Origin of the sequence: Bacillus cereus group sp. MYBKT14-1 (genome assembly GCF_051915185.1) — a bacterium.
Classification (GTDB): Bacteria; Bacillota; Bacilli; order Bacillales; family Bacillaceae_G; genus Bacillus_A; species Bacillus_A cereus.
This window is the reverse complement of record NZ_JBQAEF010000001.1, coordinates 304,365-322,795: the sequence shown is the minus strand read 5'-3', so window position 1 is coordinate 322,795 and position 18,431 is coordinate 304,365. Positions and strand designations below refer to the sequence as shown.

Sequence of the window (18,431 nt, the reverse complement as noted above, 5' to 3'; positions counted from 1 at the left end):
CCTCCATTCTTTATATACCTGTCTCTACGCTGCTAACATTCTAATTCCAGCAGTAACGAAGCTTAACATTCCTATCACTAGTAGGATTAACAACCATTTCCGCTCTGGTTTTCTATAATATAAAATTCCACTTACTAGCATTACGATAAATCCACTTACCAGGTTCAGCCACAGTCCATTAAGCATGAATACCTTCTCCATCCATTACATTTAAGAAATATTCTTCTAAGGAACTATGTTTCTTATTAATACTTTCAATTTCCACATCGTTCATAATAAGTGCTTTGGAAATGGCTTGCTGTGTCACCGCCACTTCATAAACCCGAATCATGTTTCCACTCATTATTTTGTAGTTTTTTATACCAAGTTTATCTTCTAAAATATAAGCTGCACGCTTCACATCAGGAACAGTAATTTCAATGTACTCTGTTTGTTTTCCGTTAATACTCTTCATTGAAACTTCTTTTATTAGTTTTCCATTTTGAATGACACCAATTGTATCCGCCATTAATTCCATCTCACCTAAAATATGGCTAGAAACTAATAATGTAATGCCATATTCTTTGCAGAGCATTTTAAATAAGTCTCTTAATTCTTTAATACCAATTGGATCTAAACCGTTAATGGGTTCATCTAAAATGAGTAATTCTGGCTTTGTTACGATTGCCCTTGCAATACCGAGTCGTTGTTTCATTCCCAATGAAAAATCTTTTACTTTTTTATTATCTATCCCTTGTAGTTTCACTAAATGTAATGCATGGTCAATTTCATTTTTATCGTAATAACCCATATATTCACAATGTAGGTCTAAGTTTTCTTTCGCCGTTAATTTATCATAAAAGATTGGGTATTCAATAATTGTCCCCATTCTTTTTAATACTTCATAAGATGTATCTGTTAATTTCTCACCGAAAATTTCAATATCACCACTCGTTGGTTTTATTAAATTTGTAATCATTTTCATAATCGTTGTTTTACCAGCACCGTTTGGTCCTAAAAAACCGTAAATTTCTCCTTTTTTCACATGCATGTTAACACCGGAAATAACTTCTTTCCCTTTAAACACTTTCGTTAACTGATTTGTTTTTAATATATATGTCATGTTACTTTCCCCTTTCGCAATACTCTATATTTCTATAATAGACAACGGAAATCTCTTTTTTCTTACCCGTTTCTTACAAATTCCTTACGGTGAAAAAAAGCTTGTAGAATCTACTGCTCTACAAGCTAAAACTGTATCTTTGTTAATACAATTGTAAAAATTGTTTTTTCATACGGTTTACTAGAAAGATGGATTTTCCCGTCCATCGCTTCCACAAGCCGTTTCGTAATCGTTAATCCGAGACCACTTCCTTGGTACAATCTATTTCTTGAATCTTCAAGTGTGTACATACGCTCAAACACTTTATCAATATGAGATTCATCAATCCCTTTTCCTTTATCCCATACATCTATATACACGCCCGTGTCATCATCTCTTAACGTCATACCAAGTGCCTTTCCATCGTCTCCATATGTAATTGCATTTGATATTAAATTATTCAATACCCTACCTAATACTTCTACATTTCCAAGTGCGTATATATTTCTTTCTGGTATATCAATATGAACCTGAAAACCTTTCGTCGTCACTAAATCATAAAATGATAAAATCTTCTCGCGGCAAACTTCATTCATATTTACTTTTGTCATCTCGATTGCCTTGTCACCAGATTCTAGTTTTGCTAAATCAAAAAACTTATGAATCAGTTCCATTACTTCTAGTGTTTTCACATGCACCTTTTCAAGTAATATTTGCTGTTCTTCTTTATTCATCGTTTTATCCTTATTTAACATTTCCGTATATCCAAGAATAACTGTTAGTGGCGTCTTTAAATCATGTGAAATATTTGAAAGCATTTTTCTCATCGAAATTTCTACTTTTGCATGATCTGCATTCGTTTTCTGTTTTGCATCTAATAATTGATTAATTGCCACTAATAATTTTTGCAATTCTAGATCATCTGTCATAACGAGTAGCGTCTCGTCCGTTTGTGAATTTACAATATTTTCTAATTTTTCATATGTGTATCGTAAATTTTTACTACTATTTTTTCTCATTTTATATTGTATGTAAATGACACATAACAATATAAAAATAATACTTATTAACAAATTGACCATATTACATCACTTCCAACTTATAGCCGATACCCCATAACGTTTTAATATATTCTGGATTAGATGGATCACTTTCGATTTTCTCACGCAACCTTCTCATATGAACATTAATAACGTTATCGTCACCGTAATACTCTTCGTTCCAAATTAGTGTATATATTTGTGCTTTTGTAAATACACGATTTTGATTTTTCACAAACAATTTTAGAATCTCAAATTCTTTTAAAGTAAGTTTGAGAGGCTTCCCGTTTTTTTCCACAGTAAAATTAATTGGATCAATCGTTAAATCACCAATTTGAATCATCTTTTCTGTTGTTTCTGTAGCCGAATATTTCGTAGATCTTCGAATACCTGCCTTTACACGTGCAGCTAATTCAATCATAGAAAATGGCTTACAAATGTAATCATCTGCTCCAAGTCCTAATCCAACAGCTTTATCAACATCTGTATCTTTTGCCGACATCATTAAAATCGGAACAGCACTTTTTTCTCGAATGATTCGTACAACCTCTAAGCCATCTAGCTTTGGCATCATAATGTCGAGGATAATCAAATCAAATGAACCTTTTAAATATGTGTTCACGCCTTCTTCTCCATCAGACGCAATTGTTACTTGAAAGCCCTCTTTTATCAAATACTTTTCCACCATCTCTTGAATTGAGAGATCATCTTCAACTAATAAAATATGATGTGACATATGTCTATCCCCTTTTTACAAACGTTAACAACTCAATTGTATCGTAACTACTACAGACTTGAAACAAATATATGAATTTTCAAACCAACTTCCCTTCCTTCCTTAACAATGATATGATGAAATTCACTATGATTGTTCATAATTAACTTTATATAAAGGAGACTTATCATGTCAGAAAACAAAAAAGTAAGCTTAGCTGATTTAATGCGCGAACAACTTGCAAAGAAAAAGCAAGGCAACAGTAATGGTCAAAATGCCAAAAACCAGAGCCAAGAAACGAAAAAATTACAAAACCAACAAACGAAAAAAACAAACAACCAACGTAGACGTACAGGTGTGTAAATGAACGGACAAAAACGTTCTAATATCGCGCCCGGTCTTGAAGTTGATATTGTATTAAAACAAGATCAACGAACAGGCAAATTAACACGTGGAATTGTAAAAGATATTTTAACAAACTCCCCTTCCCATCCGCATGGCATTAAAGTGCGATTGCAGGACGGACAAGTCGGTAGAGTACAAAATATCGTTCAATAAGAAAAGGAGCTCAAGTAAACTCGAGCTCCTTTTCTTTATTACCCTTTAATTTTCTCGATGAAAACTACTTTTAAGTAGTCTCCTTCTTTAAATTGATCAATGGTACGGAAATCTTCTGGTAAAGAATGTTCTTCTAATATTTTATATTTGCCATTCATTTCTTTAAAGGCTGTATCGATAAAGCCTTTAAACTTTTTCATATCGAATGCGCTACAATTTGTAGAGGCAACGATAATACCGTTATTTTCTGTAATAGCAATTGTTTCTTTTAATAAATTTTTATAATCTTTCGCTGCACTAAATGTATATTTTTTTGATCGGGCGAAGCTTGGAGGATCAAGTACGACCATATCAAATTTCATCTTTTTCTTAGCTGCATATTTGAAGTAAAGAAATACATCTTCTACAATAATATCTTGTGCTTCATAATCAACTTCATTTACACTAAACTGCTCAATCGTTTTACTTAAACTACGATTTGCAAGGTCAACACTCGTCGTTTTACTCGCTCCGCCAAGCGCTGCAAATACAGAGAAAGCACCTGTATAAGAGAACATATTTAACACTGTTCTTCCCTTTGCATATTTATCACGAATTTGTTTTCGAACGTTACGTTGATCTAAAAATACACCAACCATTGCCCCATCATTTAAATAAACCGCAAAGTTTACACCGTTCTCTTTTACGACAAGTGGGAACTCGCCGCGCTCTCCTGCTACGAAATCATCGCCTTCAATGTATTTCCCTTTCGTATCAAAACGCTTCTTCTCATAAATACCTTTAAAGTTTGCTACTTTTTGAAGAGCGGCTATAATCTCATCTCTGAAAGTGTAAATCCCTTCACTATACCAACTTACTACGTAGTAGCCATCATAATAATCGATAATTAGTCCTCCAAGACCATCACCTTCACCATTCACCACACGGAATGCTGTCGTATCACTTGATTTGTAAAATTGCTTTCGTTTATGTAAGGCAGATTTTATTTTACTTTCAAAGAAAGATTGATTAATTTGTTCACTCTCTTTTCTCGTTAAAATCCAGCCGTATCCTTTATTTTGCTTTCCATAATAACCTTTTCCGACAAAGTTGTTCTTCTCATCTACTACTTTGATGATTGTTCCTTCTTCACGAACATCATTTAAATTTTGAATCGCATCTTTTAAAATAAGCGGATATCCACTTTTAATTTCTTTTATAAATTTCGGTTTTATTTTTACAGTTACTTCTAATCGCATATAATAACTTCCTTTCCATTTGCATGCTTTCTCTACAGGAAGCATTTGAAAAACGAGACTGAAAAAACAGCCTCGTTTCACTATACCATATTATTGCTTTGCTAGTACAACTAGCTCATTCTCGTACTTAACCGCCACATATTTACTACGTTTTGAAATGAAAATCTCACTGTCCAAAATAATAGAAAAAAACTTATATATTTCACATTTACCATTGACAATGATAATGATTTTCATTATCATTTGATGTATATGAGTTCTTGAAAATATAGCTACATTTATAGGAGGAATAAACATGATTATTGTTACAAATACAGCTAAAATTACAAAGGGAAATGGGCATAAATTAATTGAGCGTTTTAATAAAGTAGGTAAAGTTGAAACGATGCCAGGCTTTTTAGGTCTAGAAGTTCTTTTAACACAAAATACAGTTGATTATGATGAAGTAACAATTAGCACTCGCTGGAATGCAAAAGAAGATTTCCAAGGTTGGACAAAGAGCGCTGCATTTAAAGATGCTCACTCACATCAAGGCGGAATGCCAGAATATATTCTTGATAATAAAATTGCTTACTATGATGTAAAAGTTGTACGTATGCCAATGGCTGCAGCACAGTAAGAACAGTCCTTTTTTAAAGTATAGAATATGAGAAGCGTTATCTATCACTTCTCATATTCTATACTTTTTTCTTTAATTTCTTTTTACTAATTTTGCGTGTACAACTAGCCTTCCAGCCTCTGGATCAAGCGCATAATCACAAGTAGAAAGTGTTACGATTTCATCATTAGCCGTCAATTCCGTATCCGTTTTGTACAGTGATTTTTCTTGAATTTCCTTTAAGAACGATGCATATGCTACATCATTTCCAAAATCCGTTTCAATGTAATAAAAGTCCGTTGTTGTCGTGTATACTGAAAAAACTTCAACGTCGTATCCTTCAAATAATGTATCGTAATATAATTTACGATGAGACATAAAAAAGTCTTCATCCAACATTTTTTTTAAACTACCAAACATAGAACCATCTTTCATACGATGGCCATATAAAATCGTATTTCGATTTTGAGATTTCACATCATTACGATGGTCCATAAAAATGCTTCCCGCTCTCATATCTTCACCTTTATAATTACGAAATAAATAGTAATCATTATCTTTTGCTTGAACGATTGGATAATTAATTTGTGTATCATCCATCGTAATCCATCCGACTATCTCTGGATTAATTTTCTGGAGATCCTGAAACTGTTTACGTACCTCTCCGTTTTCTGATTTTTCTTCCATTGGACTTCTTTTATAAATATGTTGTGCCTCAGCCATTACTTTACGATTTTCATAATAATCCATGAAAATCCCGCCCAACTCATACATTGAATAGAAAAAGATTCCTAAAAACACAATTGTAAGTATGCGTTGAAAAAAAGAATTCTTTTTCCGTCCTTTCTTACTATTCAAATTATCACCTCAAAACGGATTATGCTCAGCCTTTAGATTCCCATAGGTACCATGTACAATCCGGTATCTTCATCCTGCTTTACAATGACATCTACACCATATATTGCTTTAACCATTTCTTCTGTTATTACATCATTAGGAATACCTTTCGTAATGATTTCTCCATCTTTCATAACGATAATATGGTCGCTATAACGAATGGCTTGATTAATATCATGTAATACCATTACAATCGTTAGTCCATGCACTTCATTTAACTCTTTCACTAACTCTAATATTTCTAACTGATAGTAAATATCTAAATATGTGGTCGGCTCATCTAAGAAGAGCATTGGTGTATTTTGAGCTAATGTCATCGCGATCCAAACTCGCTGCCTCTCTCCACCAGATAAAGCATAAATTGGCTTATCACGCTTACTTTGTAAATTCGTACATACTAGTGCACGCTCAATCGCTTCTCTATCTTCATCTGTTTGCGGAGAGAATATATTTTTATATGGCATACGCCCGAAGCTTATTAGCTTTTCCACTGTAATATCTGCTGGAGCCTCATTTTGTTGATGGACAACTGCTAGCTTTCTAGCAAACTCTTTCGGTTTATATTCACCAATCGCTTTCCCATCAAGTATTACTTCTCCACTGCTAGGAGCGTGGTTTCTAGACATGACACTAAGTAATGTTGATTTCCCACATCCATTCGGTCCAATGATTGTTGTAATTTTCCCAATTTCTATTTCACTACTAACAGACTTTAAACGATTTGTTACGTTATCGTATGAAAAGGTTACATTTTTAATTTCCATGAACTTTATCACTCTTTCTAAGCAAAAATATTAAGAATGGACCACCAATAACCGCCATAATTGTTGCTGCTGGAATTTCGTTAGGTGGCACAATTAACCTTCCAATTGTATCTGCCGTCAAAATTAATAACGCCCCTGCAAGCGCAGAAAATGGAATTAATACTTTATGGTCTGAACCGACTAATTGTCTTGAAATATGCGGAACTAGTAATCCTACAAAAGCAATAACACCTGCAATCGCTGTTGATACTGCCGCTAAGAGTACTGCAATGGCAGAAATAATAAGACGAACTCTCGTCACGTGCAAGCCTAAGTTTTTCGCAGTCTTATCTTGTAGCGATAATAAGTTACACCAAGCTCCTACGAACAGAGCAAGAATAAGACCAATCGTTCCATAAGTCACCATTATTTCTACATCGCCCCACGTCTTCATTGTTATGTTAGAAGTCGTCGCTTGCTTAATACTCTTAATAAAATACCCACAAATCGTAACGAATGATTCATTTAATCCAGTAAACATTGCATTAATGGCAATACCAATTAAAATAATGCGAAGCGGGCTTAATCCTGATTTCCATGAAAACGAATAAACGAGATAACATGCAAGCGCACCACCTAAAAAGGCGAATACGGGTGTCCAGAAAAAGAATTGCGGGAACAACGTAATAATAACGAGTGTCATAAAACTTGCTCCTGAAGATATACCGATTACCCCAGCATCGGCGAGTGGATTTTTCATAACAGCTTGAAAAAGCACACCTGAAACAGCGAGAGCCGCTCCAGTGAACAACGCAATAATAATACGCGGGAAACGTAAATCTTTAATGACTTCAACATCTTCATTTCCACCTGTAAATATCCCTTGTACAAGTTCAACAATACCTACTTCTAAACTCCCTTTCATCGCTGACAATGATGTCATAACAATAAGCAATGCAGTAACAATGAGGAAACTCCAAGTTTTTTTATTCATTCTACTCTTCCTTTATATTAAAATGCATCACGGATACATCATTTTTTTCAATTCATCTAACGCTTCAATTGCTGCTAAATTGCCTGTCGTTCCAAATAAACGCTCTTCTAAATCGTAAACACGGTTATTTTTAACCGCAGCAAAGTGTTTCCAAATATCATTTGTTTTAAATTCTTTATCAAACATTTTTACAACTTCATCAGGCATACCATGAGCTGCTCGTAAAATAATATCTGGATCAGCTTTCTTTAAATACTCTGTATTAGAAGCTAAATATTCTACTTGTTCACCTTGCACAATATTTTTACCACCTAGTTGTTTCACTAAATCTCCAATATAAGAATGCTCTGTTGCTACTAAATAACTTCCCGGCACACCTAATAAAATAAGTACTGTCGGTTCTTTCTTTCCTTTTACTTCTTTTTGAATGCTAGCAACCTTTTTATCTAATTTAGTTACTACTGCTTCGGCCTGTTTTTCACGCCCATATTTCTTACCTAAATCGCTAATAGAACTTTGCATATTTTTCAAACTCGTTAAATCTAAAAAGTTTGCTTTCATACCCACACCATCAAAAACTGGCTTTAATTCATATTCAAGTGTTGTCACAGATAACACTTCTGAAGGCTTTAATGACTTTACCTTTTCCATATCTGGACTCATTGGATTCCCAACTTCAGGTAAACCTTTATATCGCTTCGGTAAAGTTTTAGAGCTTGTTGGAACGCCAACTAAATCTACTTCTAACGCATCCATAATTTCAGTAACAGCCACTGTTGTTGCAACAACGCGCTCTTTACTCTCACTCTTTACCTGCTTTGCTGTTTCTTTTTTTGGTGATGAGCACCCAGCTATACTCATTAACAAAATGATAGCCATTAGTACACTTGCAATTTTCTTCACTCTCAATCACCACTCCTTTCCATACAATATGAAACAAGTCTTGATGCACGCGAATATGCATCAAGACTCCAAAAATTACAATCTACCTGCTCTATATTTACGAACTAGTAAAGCAAGTGAACCTAGCAGTAACACCATATATAAACCAAGTTGTGCTGTATCTGCAGTTTTTGAGTTTTTCTCTTTTTTCGAATCATTTTTTGTATCTTCTTTTTTCTTCTGACCATCTGCATTTCGGTTAAAATCAGGAGTACCTACTGTTTTTACATTATCTACTTTCGGTGTAGTCACTGGATTTTTCGGTTCATTTTTCGGTTCCTCTTTAAGAGTTCCTAACGCGCCGATATTATTTGTATCAAATTGAATTTGCACATCGTAGAAATGATGGTAGTTCATCTCATCGATGTCTACCTTTACTTTTGCGTTTAATTTTTTAAATAGATCTTCTACTTCAAACTGTACTACTCGCGTATTTACATTTTTATCTTCGCTTACTACTTTTGCATCAGCGAATAGTTCATTGTTTTCCGTTTGGAATTTCGTAATCCACGCACTATTTTTCAGCGTCATCTCAATATATTTTTTACCATCTTTTACAATTAATTTCGCTGGATTTACAACATAGTCATTCATCTTTGAAATCTCATCTGTCTTATCTTTTAATACTTTAAATGTAATATCATATTGGCCATCTACTAAATTTTTCGGATCAACTATTACTTTCGGGTTATTATTTCCACCTTGGTTGTTGTTTCCGCCTTGGTTGTCGTTTCCACCTTGGTTGTCGTTTCCGCCTTGGTTCCCTAAGGCTTTAATACTGTCTTGATCAAATACAAATTGAACATCATAGAAATGGTGATAATTCATTGAATCAATATCTACTTTTACTTTTGCATTTAATTTTTTAGACAAATCGTTTACTTCTACTTCTACTACTCTTGTATTTTGTTCTTTATTTTCACTTAACACTTTTGCATTAACGAAAGAACCATTTTTCTCAAATTCAAATTTCGTAATCCATGTACTATTTTTTAATGTAAACGATACGTATTTCTTACCATCTTTTACTTTTAATACACCTGGGCTTTTTGTGTATGTGTTCATCATTGAGATTTCATCTGTTTGATCTTTTAACACTTTAAAGCCAATTCTGTATTCACCATCTTTAAGAGCTTTTGGATCAATTGTTGTGTTATTATCTTGGTTGTTGTTTCCACCTTGGTTGTTGTTTTCACCTTGGTTGTTGTTTCCACCTTGGTTGTTGTTTTCACCTTGGTTGTTGTTTTCACCTTGGTTGTTGTTTTCACCTTGGTTGTTGTTTTCACCTTGGTTGTTGTTTTCACCTTGGTTATCTAACAACTTAATGCTACCTTTATCAAATGCAAATTGAATATCGTAAAAATGGTGATAATTCATTGAATCGATATCTACTTTTACTTTTGCATTTAACTTTTTCGATAAATCTGGTACTTCTACTTCCACTACGCGTGTATCAGTTTTTTTATCTTCACTTATTACATTTGCATCAACAAACGAACTATTTTTCTCAAATTCAAATTTTGTAATCCAAGAACTGTTCGTTAACGTAAATGATACATACTTCTTACCATCTTTTACTTTTAGCACACCTGGACTTTTTGTATATGTGTTCATCATTGAAATTTCGTCTGTTTGATCTTTTAATGCCTTAAAATTGATGCTGTATTCACCATCTTTAATTGTTTCAGCATCTGGTTTTTTATTTTCATCTGGTTTTTCTACTTCCGGTTTTTCTACTTCTGGTTTTTCTGCTTCCGGTTTTTCTACTTCTGGTTTTTCTGCTTCCGGTTTTTCTACTTCTGGTTTTTCTGCTTCCGGTTTTTCTACTTCTGGTTTTTCTGCTTCCGGTTTTTCTGCTTCTGGTTGTTTCTCTTCATTTTTAATTTGTTCAAGTTTATCTTGTTCAAATAAAAGTTGTACATCATGCATTTGCTTATAATTTCTTGATGCCATTTCGATAAATACTTTTGTATTTAGTTTTTTAGATAAATCGTTTACTTCAAACTCTACTACTCTTGTATCTTTTTCCTTATCCTCACTCACTACTTTTGCATCAACAAATGCGCCATCTTTTTCCGTTTGGAAATTTTTAATTAATGAGCTACTTTTTAGTGTTACAATTGCTTTTTTCTTACTGTTTTCTACTTTTAATACTCCTGGATTTACCATGTAACTATTCATCTTAGATTCTTCATCTGTTTGATCTTTTAACACTTTAAATGGAATGCTGTACGCACCATCTGTAATTGTGTTAGAATTTGGTTGTTGATCTGGGTCAGGCTTTTGGTCGGGCTTCTGACCTGGATCGGTAGTTTCATTTGGATCTGGCTTATTAGCTGGGTCCTCTTTTTCATTTGGTTTTTCTACATGAATTGGTGTAATGCTATTTTGATCAAATGCAATACGAACGTCGTACTCATGATGATAATTTAAAAAATCAATATCTACTTTTACTTTTGCATTTAATACCTTCTCTACATCTTCTACATCAAATTCTACTACTCTTGTATCTTTTTCTTTATCTTCACTAATTACATTTGTCGCAACTAGCTTACCTGCTTTTTCTGTTTCAAATTTCGTAATCCATGAACTATTTGTTAATGTAAAGGATACTTTCTTTTTCCCATCCTTCACTTTTAAAGTTCCCGGACTTACTGAATATTGATTCATCATCGATTCTTCATCTGATGTATCTTTTAAAACTTTGAAGCCAATTGAATATTCACCGTCAGCCAACTTGGTAGCTGCTTGAACTGCAAGTGGTTGTAATGTTGATACGAATGTAAATATCATTAAAAACATAGCAACAATAATTTTTGTATACCTGTTCAATGGAACGACTCTCCCTTTTGAAAATTATTTAATACTGTTCCCATCAAATACAAAGCGAATATCATACGAAGCATTATAATTAATAATTGGAATATTAATTTTCACCTTGCCATTTAGTTTTTTTGACAAGTCCGCAACTTCAAATTCTACAACTCTAGTATTATCGTTTTTGTTTTCACTTAACACGGTTGTTTCTACAAATTGACCATCTTTTTCTACTTGGAAACTTTTAATAGAAGCACTATCTTTCACTTTAAATGAAACATATTGTTTTCCATTTTTAACTGTTAATGTTGCTGGGCTTTCAAAATAACTATTCATTCTAGACGATTCATCTTTATCGCCTTTCCATACAGTAAAAGCAATATTATATTTTCCATCAGCTAGTTTTGTAGCAGCCTTTGCATCTTGTAAACCTAGTGTTGCGATAAATGTAAATAAAACAGCAAATACGGCAATAATCATTTTAAATTGTTTAAACATATATTCATCACCCTTCAAAAGATTTATTTACTCAATTTCACTTTACGAATTAAGAAAGCACCTGAAATAAGAATTAACGCTGCAAACAATCCAATACGTGCTTCATCGCCTGTTTTTGGGTTATCTGTTTTTTCAGCTTTTCCATTTTCATTTTTTGTTTCTTTATTCACTTCTTTAGCTGTTTCCTTACTCTCTACTTTTGTTTTCTCTTCTTTTACTTGTGTATCTGTTTTCGCTTGATCATTATTTTTTGTTGTAGCAGCTACGCCATTATCGCCACCTACAGCTTTTACATTTGCATCAAAAGCAAAACGAATTGTGTAGTGGTGGTCATAGTTTGCACTTGGTACAACAACATGAATTTTTACAGCTGCCGGTTTGGATAAATCATCTACTTTAAACTCTACTGTTCTTTTATCTGCCGATTCATCTTTACTAACAACTTTCGCATCAACAAAATTTCCGTTCTCTGGTGCTTTAAATTCTGTAATCCAAGCACTATGATTCATCGGAACTTGTAATCTCATCTCACCGTTTTTCACTATTAATTTTGCCGGCTTTTCAAAATAGTCATTTGCCATTGAAGCTGAATCATTTTCCGCTTTTTGAATTACGTAATTAATATCGTAAGTACCATCAGCTAGTTTTGCTGAAGCATTCCCGTATGGCATTACAAGAAAAGCTAGCATACATATGAACGTTATAATAAAAGCGGGTAATACAGAAACCTTTTTCATTTTTCTTGTTTCCTCCTTGGTTATCTTTCATTTCACTTTTTCTGAAAATGATAATTATTCTCAATTCATAAGAAAAAAATAATCTCTTCTACCTATTATTTAATTAGCATTCTTTTATGTAACATAAGTGTTATTGATTATCATTCTCATTGGATATTAAAAATAATATCTCACCCTATTCCTTATACGAAGGCATAGAAACTGAGAAAAAATTATAAAACGTATTTATTGATTATCATTCTCAATGTAAGTCAAAAAAAATAAACTTTCTCTTCTCCTCTTCCCCTCTTCTCCTCTTCTCTTCTTTCACCTCTTCCCATAACAACACTATAGTTATAGAAACCCCGTTTCCCTCACTTCCCTTCCAATATTTCCACAACTAAGTCAATCTTAGCCTACTCATAAATTTTTTGTCAACTATATTACGTATAAAATTTTTAATATCTAAATTTCTCTATATGCGGCTTTTTTTACAAAAAAAGAGACTTTCTATTATAGAAAGCCTCTTTTCTCTATTTTTCTACAGCAATTTCCTGCTTTTGAAACTTAGAAACTATATAACCAAATCCTATACCGATTATGCCTGGAACTAACCAACCAATTCCTACACTATATAATGGAATCTTATCTAAAATAGGTGCTAGCGCTGCAATTTGAAGGTTTGCATTGTGTAACCCATCAAAGAAACTTATTGCAAATGCTCCTACAATCCCGCCCACATACATCGCTAATGGAAGACGAACGTAGTTTTCAACAAGTGATAATACGATAAGTACGATTCCAATTGGATAAATTGCGATTAAGATTGGTAATGCTAATGCATTTAACTGAGTTAACCCAAGGTTTGCTACCATAAATGCTAATACACAGAAAATGAAAACGACTTTTTGATAAGAAAGCTTTGGTAATAAAGAAGAGAAGTAATCACCACAAGCTGCAACAATACCTACAGAAGTTGTTAAACATGCTGCTGTAATTGCGATCCCTAGTAATAAAGTTCCGTAGCTACCAAATAAATGATTCACGACATTTGTTAAAATAATTCCTCCGTTTGCGCCCATTCCAAGTGACACACTAGAAGCTCCAAGATAAGCAAGTGCTAAATACACAAGTAGTAGACCTAGCGCTGCAATAAATCCTGCAAAGATTGTTACTTTTGCAATACTGTTTTTATTTGTAATGCCTTTTTCTTTTAACGCATGAATTACAACATTTCCGAATACCAGTGCTGCAAGTCCATCTAAAGTTAAATATCCATCAATAAATCCTTTAAAGAGAGGAGCACTATACGCTTCTGTCGGTGCACCAAATTCTCCAATTGGTGTAATAAGTGCTTTACCTACGATAATTGCAATAACAGCTAATAGTATTGGAGTTAGCACTTTACCAATACGACCCACTAATTTCGAAGGATTTAAAGCTAAATAGAAAGTGACTGCAAAGAAAATAAGTGTAAAGATAACAAGTGGATATGACTGACCAGCTATCTCACTTGGTAAAAACGGTGCAACACTCATCTCATAAGCTACTGTTCCTGTACGCGGCACACTTACGAATACGCCTAAACATAAATAAATTGCAGTGATAAAAACAAGTGCGAATATAGGATGTACACGTCCTGCTAGCTCATTAATATCTCCCTTTAAAGCTATAACAATTACTCCTAATAAAGGTAGTCCAACGCCTGTTACGATAAAACCAAACAACGCAATCCATACGTCTGTTCCAGCGCCTTGTCCTAATGCTGGTGGAAAAATCATATTACCCGCACCAAAAAACAGTGCAAATAACATTAAACTTATTGCAAACATCTCTGAAAACTTTAAAGATGATTTCATTTCTACTAACCTCCTAAAATAATAAATTAACAAAATATTCTGAATTAAAATCCGTTACATATCCTCTTTCAAGCATACTTCCCCGTAAAAGAACGCAAAAAACACCCGTCCCTAATAAAGGGACGAGTGTTGAAATCGTGGTTCCACCCTTATTCTAATAAAATGAATTTATAACGAAATAAGCTCATTTTATAGCTCGTGTAAATTGATAACGGTTTTATCCGCCAAGAATTACAATGCATCATGTATGCAGTTCACTCTTGAAGTTTAGAGGTGGTAAGCTTGTCTTTTCGTATTAGGAAGCTCACAGCCTAAGGCTTCCCTCTCTGAGAATCGTAAAATACAACTCATGTCCTCATCATTACTTTTATAAAATATCTTGTCGAAACTTGTTGTTTTTTATTATATGGGCTATTTTTTAAAAAATCAATAGTTTTATTTTTTCTGACAAAAAAATATAGGGAGAAAATTTTTCCTCCCTATAACTGCCCTATTAAAATTTCTAACTCTTCAGCTGTAACGCTCCGCCACTTTCCAACTTCAAGCTCATTTAGCTCTATATTCATAATGCGTACTCGCTTTAGCTTTATTACAGTAAATCCGAAAGCACGACTCATTCTACGAATTTGCCTGTTCATTCCTTGCGTTAAAACGATACGAAATGTTGATTGATCGACTCTTGTCACTTTGCACGGCTTCGTCATTCCATCTTTAATCTTTACACCGCGGGACATCTCATCAATAAACCAGTCCGTAAAAGGTTTATCGACTGTGACAACATATTCTTTCTCGTGCTCATGATCACCGTGTAAAATTTGATTGGCCATCCCGCCGTCATTCGTTAATAAAATAAGTCCTTCCGATGCTTTATCTAATCGCCCAACTGGAAAGGTTCGCTCTGGGTAATTGATATAATCAATAATATTATCTTCAATATGATTGGCTGCTGTACAAGTAATGCCAACTGGCTTATGAAAGGCTATATACACCTTTTCTTTCTCTTCTTTTACAATAACTTGCCCATCAATCGTTACCCTATCACCATCGCTTACGAGTGCACCGTGCGTACAAATTTCACCGTTAATAGCCACGCGTCCAGCTTTAATAAGGCGATCTGTTTCACGTCTGGAGCAGGATTTTGCTTCGCTTATGTATTGGTTGATTTTCATGTTCTATTCCTTTTCACATATATTAAAAGCGTCAATCTATGGCAATATCATTCTGCCACGATTGACGCTTTTTCACTTCGCAAAAACAACTAAATAAATAACCCCAATCACCAAAAATATTCCACAACAAGCTAACAATACTTTTGCAAGTTTGTCCATAAACATATAATGGTTTCCCCTTTGTTTCGTTGTTTTCTATTTTAATTCGACAACTGTTACGCCTAGGCCTCCCTCGCCCATGTCACCGTAACGGAAGGTTTTTACACCGCGATGCTTCTTCAAGTAATCTTGTACACCTTGGCGAAGTGCTCCTGTCCCTTTACCGTGAATGATTGATACGCGAGGATAGCTTGCAAGCTGGGCATCGTCTAAGTATTTCTCAACGCGCGCCATTGCATTTTCAAATCGTTCACCACGAAGATCAAGTTCTAATGAAACGTGATAGTCTCTACCTTTTACCGTTGCAACTGCTTTTTTCTCTGTTTGCTTCGGTGTGTTAATGTATTCCATATTAGATTCTTTCACTTTCATCTTCAGAATACCGATTTGTACGCTCCACTCTGTATCGCTTACTTTTTCAAGTAGTTGACCTTTTTGACCGAACGTTAATACTTTCACTTCATCACCTGCACGTAACTGTTGTTTCGGTGCAGTGTTTTTCACATTTACTTTTTGTTTCTTAACAAGCTCTGGCGCTGCGCCTTCTAGACGACTCTTCGCTTCAATTAGCTCGTGGTCTTTCACATTTGCAAGCTGTGCTTTACGCAATTGACGAAGTTCTTGAATAATGCCTTCTGCTTCTTTCTTCGCAGCTTCGACTTTTTCTTCCCCTTCTTTTTGCGCTTTTAATAATCGTTCGTCGCGATCTTCGTTAAATTCAATAATTTGACGTTGTAACTCACGATGAAGTTTCTCAGATTGTTTGCGAAGCGCTTCTGCTTCGTTCCAGTCACGCTCTGCGTTCTTCTGGCTTTCTTCTAACTTCGCAATCATATTTTCAATTTTATTCGTATCTGTACTAATGTGATTGCGTGCTTGGTCAATAACGCGATCAGATAATCCAAGACGTTTCGAAATTTCAAAGGCATTACTACGGCCTGGTACACCGATTAATAATTTATAAGTTGGACTTAATGTATTTACATCAAACTCAACACTCGCATTAATAACTTGCTCACGGTTATATCCGTATGCTTTTAATTCTGGATAATGCGTCGTTGCAACAACGCGAGCACCGCGATTACATACTTCATCTAAAATTGAAATGGCAAGTGCAGCCCCTTCTTGCGGGTCTGTTCCAGCACCTAATTCATCGAATAAAACTAAACTTTCAAAATCAGCTTTTTCTAAAATATCAACGATGTTCACCATATGTGAGGAGAACGTACTTAAACTTTGTTCAATCGATTGCTCATCACCGATATCAGCAAAGATATTTTTGAATACACAAATCTCTGACTCATCCATTACTGGAATGTGAAGGCCAGATTGCGCCATTAACACACAAATACCAACTGTTTTCAGCGTAACTGTTTTACCACCTGTATTCGGTCCTGTAATAACAATTGTCGTGAAATCTTTACCTAACATAATGTTATTTGGCACGATTATTTCTGGATCGATTAGCGGATGGCGAGCTTGTCTTAAATCCATATAACGCTCGTTATTTACGATTGGTTTCGTTGCTTTAATTCGTTTCGCATAAAAAGCTTTCGCAAAGATGAAATCAAGATTTGCAACTACTTCTACGTTTGATAAAACGATATCCGCTTCTACTGCCACTTCTTCTGTTAACATTAATAAGATGCGTTCGATTTCTTGTTTTTCTTTCACACGTGCTTCTTGCAGTGCATTATTTAATTCTACAATGACTTGTGGCTCAATAAATAACGTTTGTCCAGAAGCCGATTGATCGTGAACAATACCACCATATACGCCGCGATATTCTTGTTTTACTGGGATTACGTAACGTTCGTTACGAATCGTTACAATCGAATCAGACAGCATCTTTTGCGCGTTTGAAGAGCGCGTCATATTTTCTAACTTTTCACGAATACGACTTTCCGCAGTACGAATTTGAGTACGAATACCACGCAGTTTATCACTTGCGCTATCGACTACTTCACCGCCGTCACCGATGCAATTTGTAATTTTCTTTTCTAAATCATATAAAGATACAATTTGAGCGACGTGAGTTTCTAAAATCGGAAGCTCGACACCGTTATCAGCCATATCTTCAATGAAACGTTTCATATTACGACTACCATACATCGTATTCGCAATATCAAGTAATTCATTTGGACTTAACATACTCCCAATTTTTGCACGCTTCACATTTGAGCGAATATCCGTAATACCACCTAATGGTGCACTACCTTTTAAACGGATAACTTTCGCTGCTTCATCCGTTGTATCTTGCATTTCTACAATTTCTTCAAAATCAGTGCTCGGCACTAAATGCTTCACTTTGTCACGACCAAGTGAAGATGCTGTATGTTCAAGTAATTGTTCTTTTACTTTATTGTATTCTAATACACGCAACGTTCTTTCTAACATGTTGCAGGTC

Annotated in this window: 18 protein-coding genes and 1 other annotated feature; of the genes, 3 read left to right on the top strand and 15 right to left on the bottom strand. The window is 34.5% G+C overall.

All coding sequences use genetic code 11. The features are described from left to right. Window positions 1–24: 24 nt before the first annotated feature. The 4 genes from ACTFO4_RS01800 to ACTFO4_RS01785 all read right to left on the bottom strand — a co-directional run bounded on the left by ACTFO4_RS01800 (window position 25) and on the right by ACTFO4_RS01785 (window position 2,857). Window positions 25–186: a hypothetical protein gene (locus tag ACTFO4_RS01800; protein ID WP_000931817.1), complete on the bottom strand. Its 162-nt coding sequence runs from the start codon at window positions 184–186 to the stop codon at window positions 25–27. Then, a complete protein-coding gene (locus tag ACTFO4_RS01795; RefSeq protein WP_017674010.1) occupies window positions 179–1,102 on the bottom strand; it encodes an ABC transporter ATP-binding protein in 924 nt (307 codons plus the stop codon). Before ACTFO4_RS01795 ends, ACTFO4_RS01800 begins: the two co-directional genes overlap by 8 nt. A gap of 125 nt (window positions 1,103–1,227) precedes the next feature. After that, a complete protein-coding gene (locus ACTFO4_RS01790; protein WP_017674009.1) occupies window positions 1,228–2,163 on the bottom strand; it encodes a HAMP domain-containing histidine kinase in 936 nt (311 codons plus the stop codon). Window position 2,164: 1 nt separating this feature from the next. After that, complete coding sequence (locus tag ACTFO4_RS01785; RefSeq protein ID WP_000018056.1) at window positions 2,165–2,857, bottom strand: response regulator transcription factor; 693 nt, start codon at window positions 2,855–2,857, stop codon at window positions 2,165–2,167. 168 nt (window positions 2,858–3,025) lie between these two features. Between ACTFO4_RS01785 and ACTFO4_RS01780 the strand changes: the two genes are divergently transcribed. Both ACTFO4_RS01780 and ACTFO4_RS01775 read left to right on the top strand, forming a co-directional pair. Next, window positions 3,026–3,199, top strand: a complete 174-nt coding sequence (locus ACTFO4_RS01780; RefSeq protein ID WP_326263115.1) for a hypothetical protein — start codon at window positions 3,026–3,028, stop codon at window positions 3,197–3,199. Beyond that, window positions 3,200–3,394 carry a YwbE family protein gene (locus tag ACTFO4_RS01775; RefSeq protein WP_001014310.1) on the top strand — a complete coding sequence of 65 codons (195 nt, stop codon included), beginning with the start codon at window positions 3,200–3,202 and terminating at the stop codon, window positions 3,392–3,394. Between the two features lie 38 nt (window positions 3,395–3,432). Here ACTFO4_RS01775 and ACTFO4_RS01770 read toward each other — a convergent pair whose 3' ends face one another. Beyond that, the gene (locus tag ACTFO4_RS01770; RefSeq protein ID WP_078421219.1) at window positions 3,433–4,632 is read right to left on the bottom strand and encodes a class I SAM-dependent rRNA methyltransferase; all 1,200 of its coding nucleotides are present in this window, start codon (window positions 4,630–4,632) and stop codon (window positions 3,433–3,435) included. Between the two features lie 295 nt (window positions 4,633–4,927). On the opposite strand from ACTFO4_RS01770, the gene isdG reads away from it, so the two are divergent. Then, window positions 4,928–5,251 carry a heme oxygenase gene (gene isdG / locus ACTFO4_RS01765; RefSeq protein WP_000587818.1) on the top strand — a complete coding sequence of 108 codons (324 nt, stop codon included), beginning with the start codon at window positions 4,928–4,930 and terminating at the stop codon, window positions 5,249–5,251. A gap of 72 nt (window positions 5,252–5,323) precedes the next feature. Here isdG and srtB read toward each other — a convergent pair whose 3' ends face one another. The 10 genes from srtB to ACTFO4_RS01715 form a co-directional block, all read right to left on the bottom strand. After that, window positions 5,324–6,088, bottom strand: a complete 765-nt coding sequence (srtB, locus tag ACTFO4_RS01760; RefSeq protein WP_001086127.1) for a class B sortase — start codon at window positions 6,086–6,088, stop codon at window positions 5,324–5,326. Window positions 6,089–6,120: 32 nt separating this feature from the next. Next, a complete protein-coding gene (locus tag ACTFO4_RS01755; protein WP_000403758.1) occupies window positions 6,121–6,891 on the bottom strand; it encodes an ABC transporter ATP-binding protein in 771 nt (256 codons plus the stop codon). Next, on the bottom strand, window positions 6,881–7,864 hold the full coding sequence (locus ACTFO4_RS01750) for a FecCD family ABC transporter permease (RefSeq protein WP_440013215.1): 984 nt from the start codon (window positions 7,862–7,864) through the stop codon (window positions 6,881–6,883). Before ACTFO4_RS01750 ends, ACTFO4_RS01755 begins: the two co-directional genes overlap by 11 nt. A 27-nt stretch (window positions 7,865–7,891) precedes the next feature. Next, window positions 7,892–8,773, bottom strand: a complete 882-nt coding sequence (isdE, locus tag ACTFO4_RS01745) for a heme ABC transporter substrate-binding protein IsdE (protein ID WP_002182955.1) — start codon at window positions 8,771–8,773, stop codon at window positions 7,892–7,894. A 69-nt stretch (window positions 8,774–8,842) separates the two neighbouring features. Continuing rightward, window positions 8,843–11,638: an NEAT domain-containing protein gene (locus tag ACTFO4_RS01740; protein ID WP_440013218.1), complete on the bottom strand. Its 2,796-nt coding sequence runs from the start codon at window positions 11,636–11,638 to the stop codon at window positions 8,843–8,845. A 24-nt stretch (window positions 11,639–11,662) separates the two neighbouring features. Next, window positions 11,663–12,121 carry an NEAT domain-containing protein gene (locus tag ACTFO4_RS01735; RefSeq protein ID WP_017674001.1) on the bottom strand — a complete coding sequence of 153 codons (459 nt, stop codon included), beginning with the start codon at window positions 12,119–12,121 and terminating at the stop codon, window positions 11,663–11,665. Between the two features lie 23 nt (window positions 12,122–12,144). Further along, complete coding sequence (gene isdC, locus ACTFO4_RS01730) at window positions 12,145–12,858, bottom strand: heme uptake protein IsdC (RefSeq protein WP_440013220.1); 714 nt, start codon at window positions 12,856–12,858, stop codon at window positions 12,145–12,147. Window positions 12,859–13,370: 512 nt separating this feature from the next. Beyond that, window positions 13,371–14,696: a branched-chain amino acid transport system II carrier protein BrnQ6 gene (brnQ6, locus tag ACTFO4_RS01725; RefSeq protein ID WP_000842650.1), complete on the bottom strand. Its 1,326-nt coding sequence runs from the start codon at window positions 14,694–14,696 to the stop codon at window positions 13,371–13,373. Window positions 14,697–14,811: 115 nt separating this feature from the next. Next, window positions 14,812–15,067, bottom strand: a binding site (T-box leader). A gap of 108 nt (window positions 15,068–15,175) precedes the next feature. Beyond that, window positions 15,176–15,865 (bottom strand): 23S rRNA pseudouridine(2604) synthase RluF, encoded by a 690-nt coding sequence (locus tag ACTFO4_RS01720; RefSeq protein WP_440013223.1) that lies wholly within the window; start codon window positions 15,863–15,865, stop codon window positions 15,176–15,178. Window positions 15,866–16,060: 195 nt separating this feature from the next. Further along, the gene (locus ACTFO4_RS01715; protein ID WP_000893713.1) at window positions 16,061–18,421 is read right to left on the bottom strand and encodes an endonuclease MutS2; all 2,361 of its coding nucleotides are present in this window, start codon (window positions 18,419–18,421) and stop codon (window positions 16,061–16,063) included. Window positions 18,422–18,431: the final 10 nt, after the last annotated feature.

Coding starts and splice junctions, on each gene's coding strand:
- brnQ6 (WP_000842650.1), bottom strand. CDS start 14,696: ATGAAATCATCTTTAAAGTTTTCAGAGATGTTTGCAATAAGTTTAATG.
- ACTFO4_RS01770 (WP_078421219.1), bottom strand. CDS start 4,632: ATGCGATTAGAAGTAACTGTAAAAATAAAACCGAAATTTATAAAAGAA.
- ACTFO4_RS01775 (WP_001014310.1), top strand. CDS start 3,200: ATGAACGGACAAAAACGTTCTAATATCGCGCCCGGTCTTGAAGTTGAT.
- ACTFO4_RS01735 (WP_017674001.1), bottom strand. CDS start 12,121: ATGTTTAAACAATTTAAAATGATTATTGCCGTATTTGCTGTTTTATTT.
- ACTFO4_RS01785 (WP_000018056.1), bottom strand. CDS start 2,857: ATGTCACATCATATTTTATTAGTTGAAGATGATCTCTCAATTCAAGAG.
- ACTFO4_RS01715 (WP_000893713.1), bottom strand. CDS start 18,421: ATGTTAGAAAGAACGTTGCGTGTATTAGAATACAATAAAGTAAAAGAA.
- isdG (WP_000587818.1), top strand. CDS start 4,928: ATGATTATTGTTACAAATACAGCTAAAATTACAAAGGGAAATGGGCAT.
- ACTFO4_RS01780 (WP_326263115.1), top strand. CDS start 3,026: ATGTCAGAAAACAAAAAAGTAAGCTTAGCTGATTTAATGCGCGAACAA.
- isdC (WP_440013220.1), bottom strand. CDS start 12,858: ATGAAAAAGGTTTCTGTATTACCCGCTTTTATTATAACGTTCATATGT.
- ACTFO4_RS01750 (WP_440013215.1), bottom strand. CDS start 7,864: ATGAATAAAAAAACTTGGAGTTTCCTCATTGTTACTGCATTGCTTATT.
- ACTFO4_RS01795 (WP_017674010.1), bottom strand. CDS start 1,102: ATGACATATATATTAAAAACAAATCAGTTAACGAAAGTGTTTAAAGGG.
- ACTFO4_RS01755 (WP_000403758.1), bottom strand. CDS start 6,891: ATGGAAATTAAAAATGTAACCTTTTCATACGATAACGTAACAAATCGT.
- ACTFO4_RS01800 (WP_000931817.1), bottom strand. CDS start 186: ATGCTTAATGGACTGTGGCTGAACCTGGTAAGTGGATTTATCGTAATG.
- ACTFO4_RS01790 (WP_017674009.1), bottom strand. CDS start 2,163: ATGGTCAATTTGTTAATAAGTATTATTTTTATATTGTTATGTGTCATT.
- ACTFO4_RS01720 (WP_440013223.1), bottom strand. CDS start 15,865: ATGAAAATCAACCAATACATAAGCGAAGCAAAATCCTGCTCCAGACGT.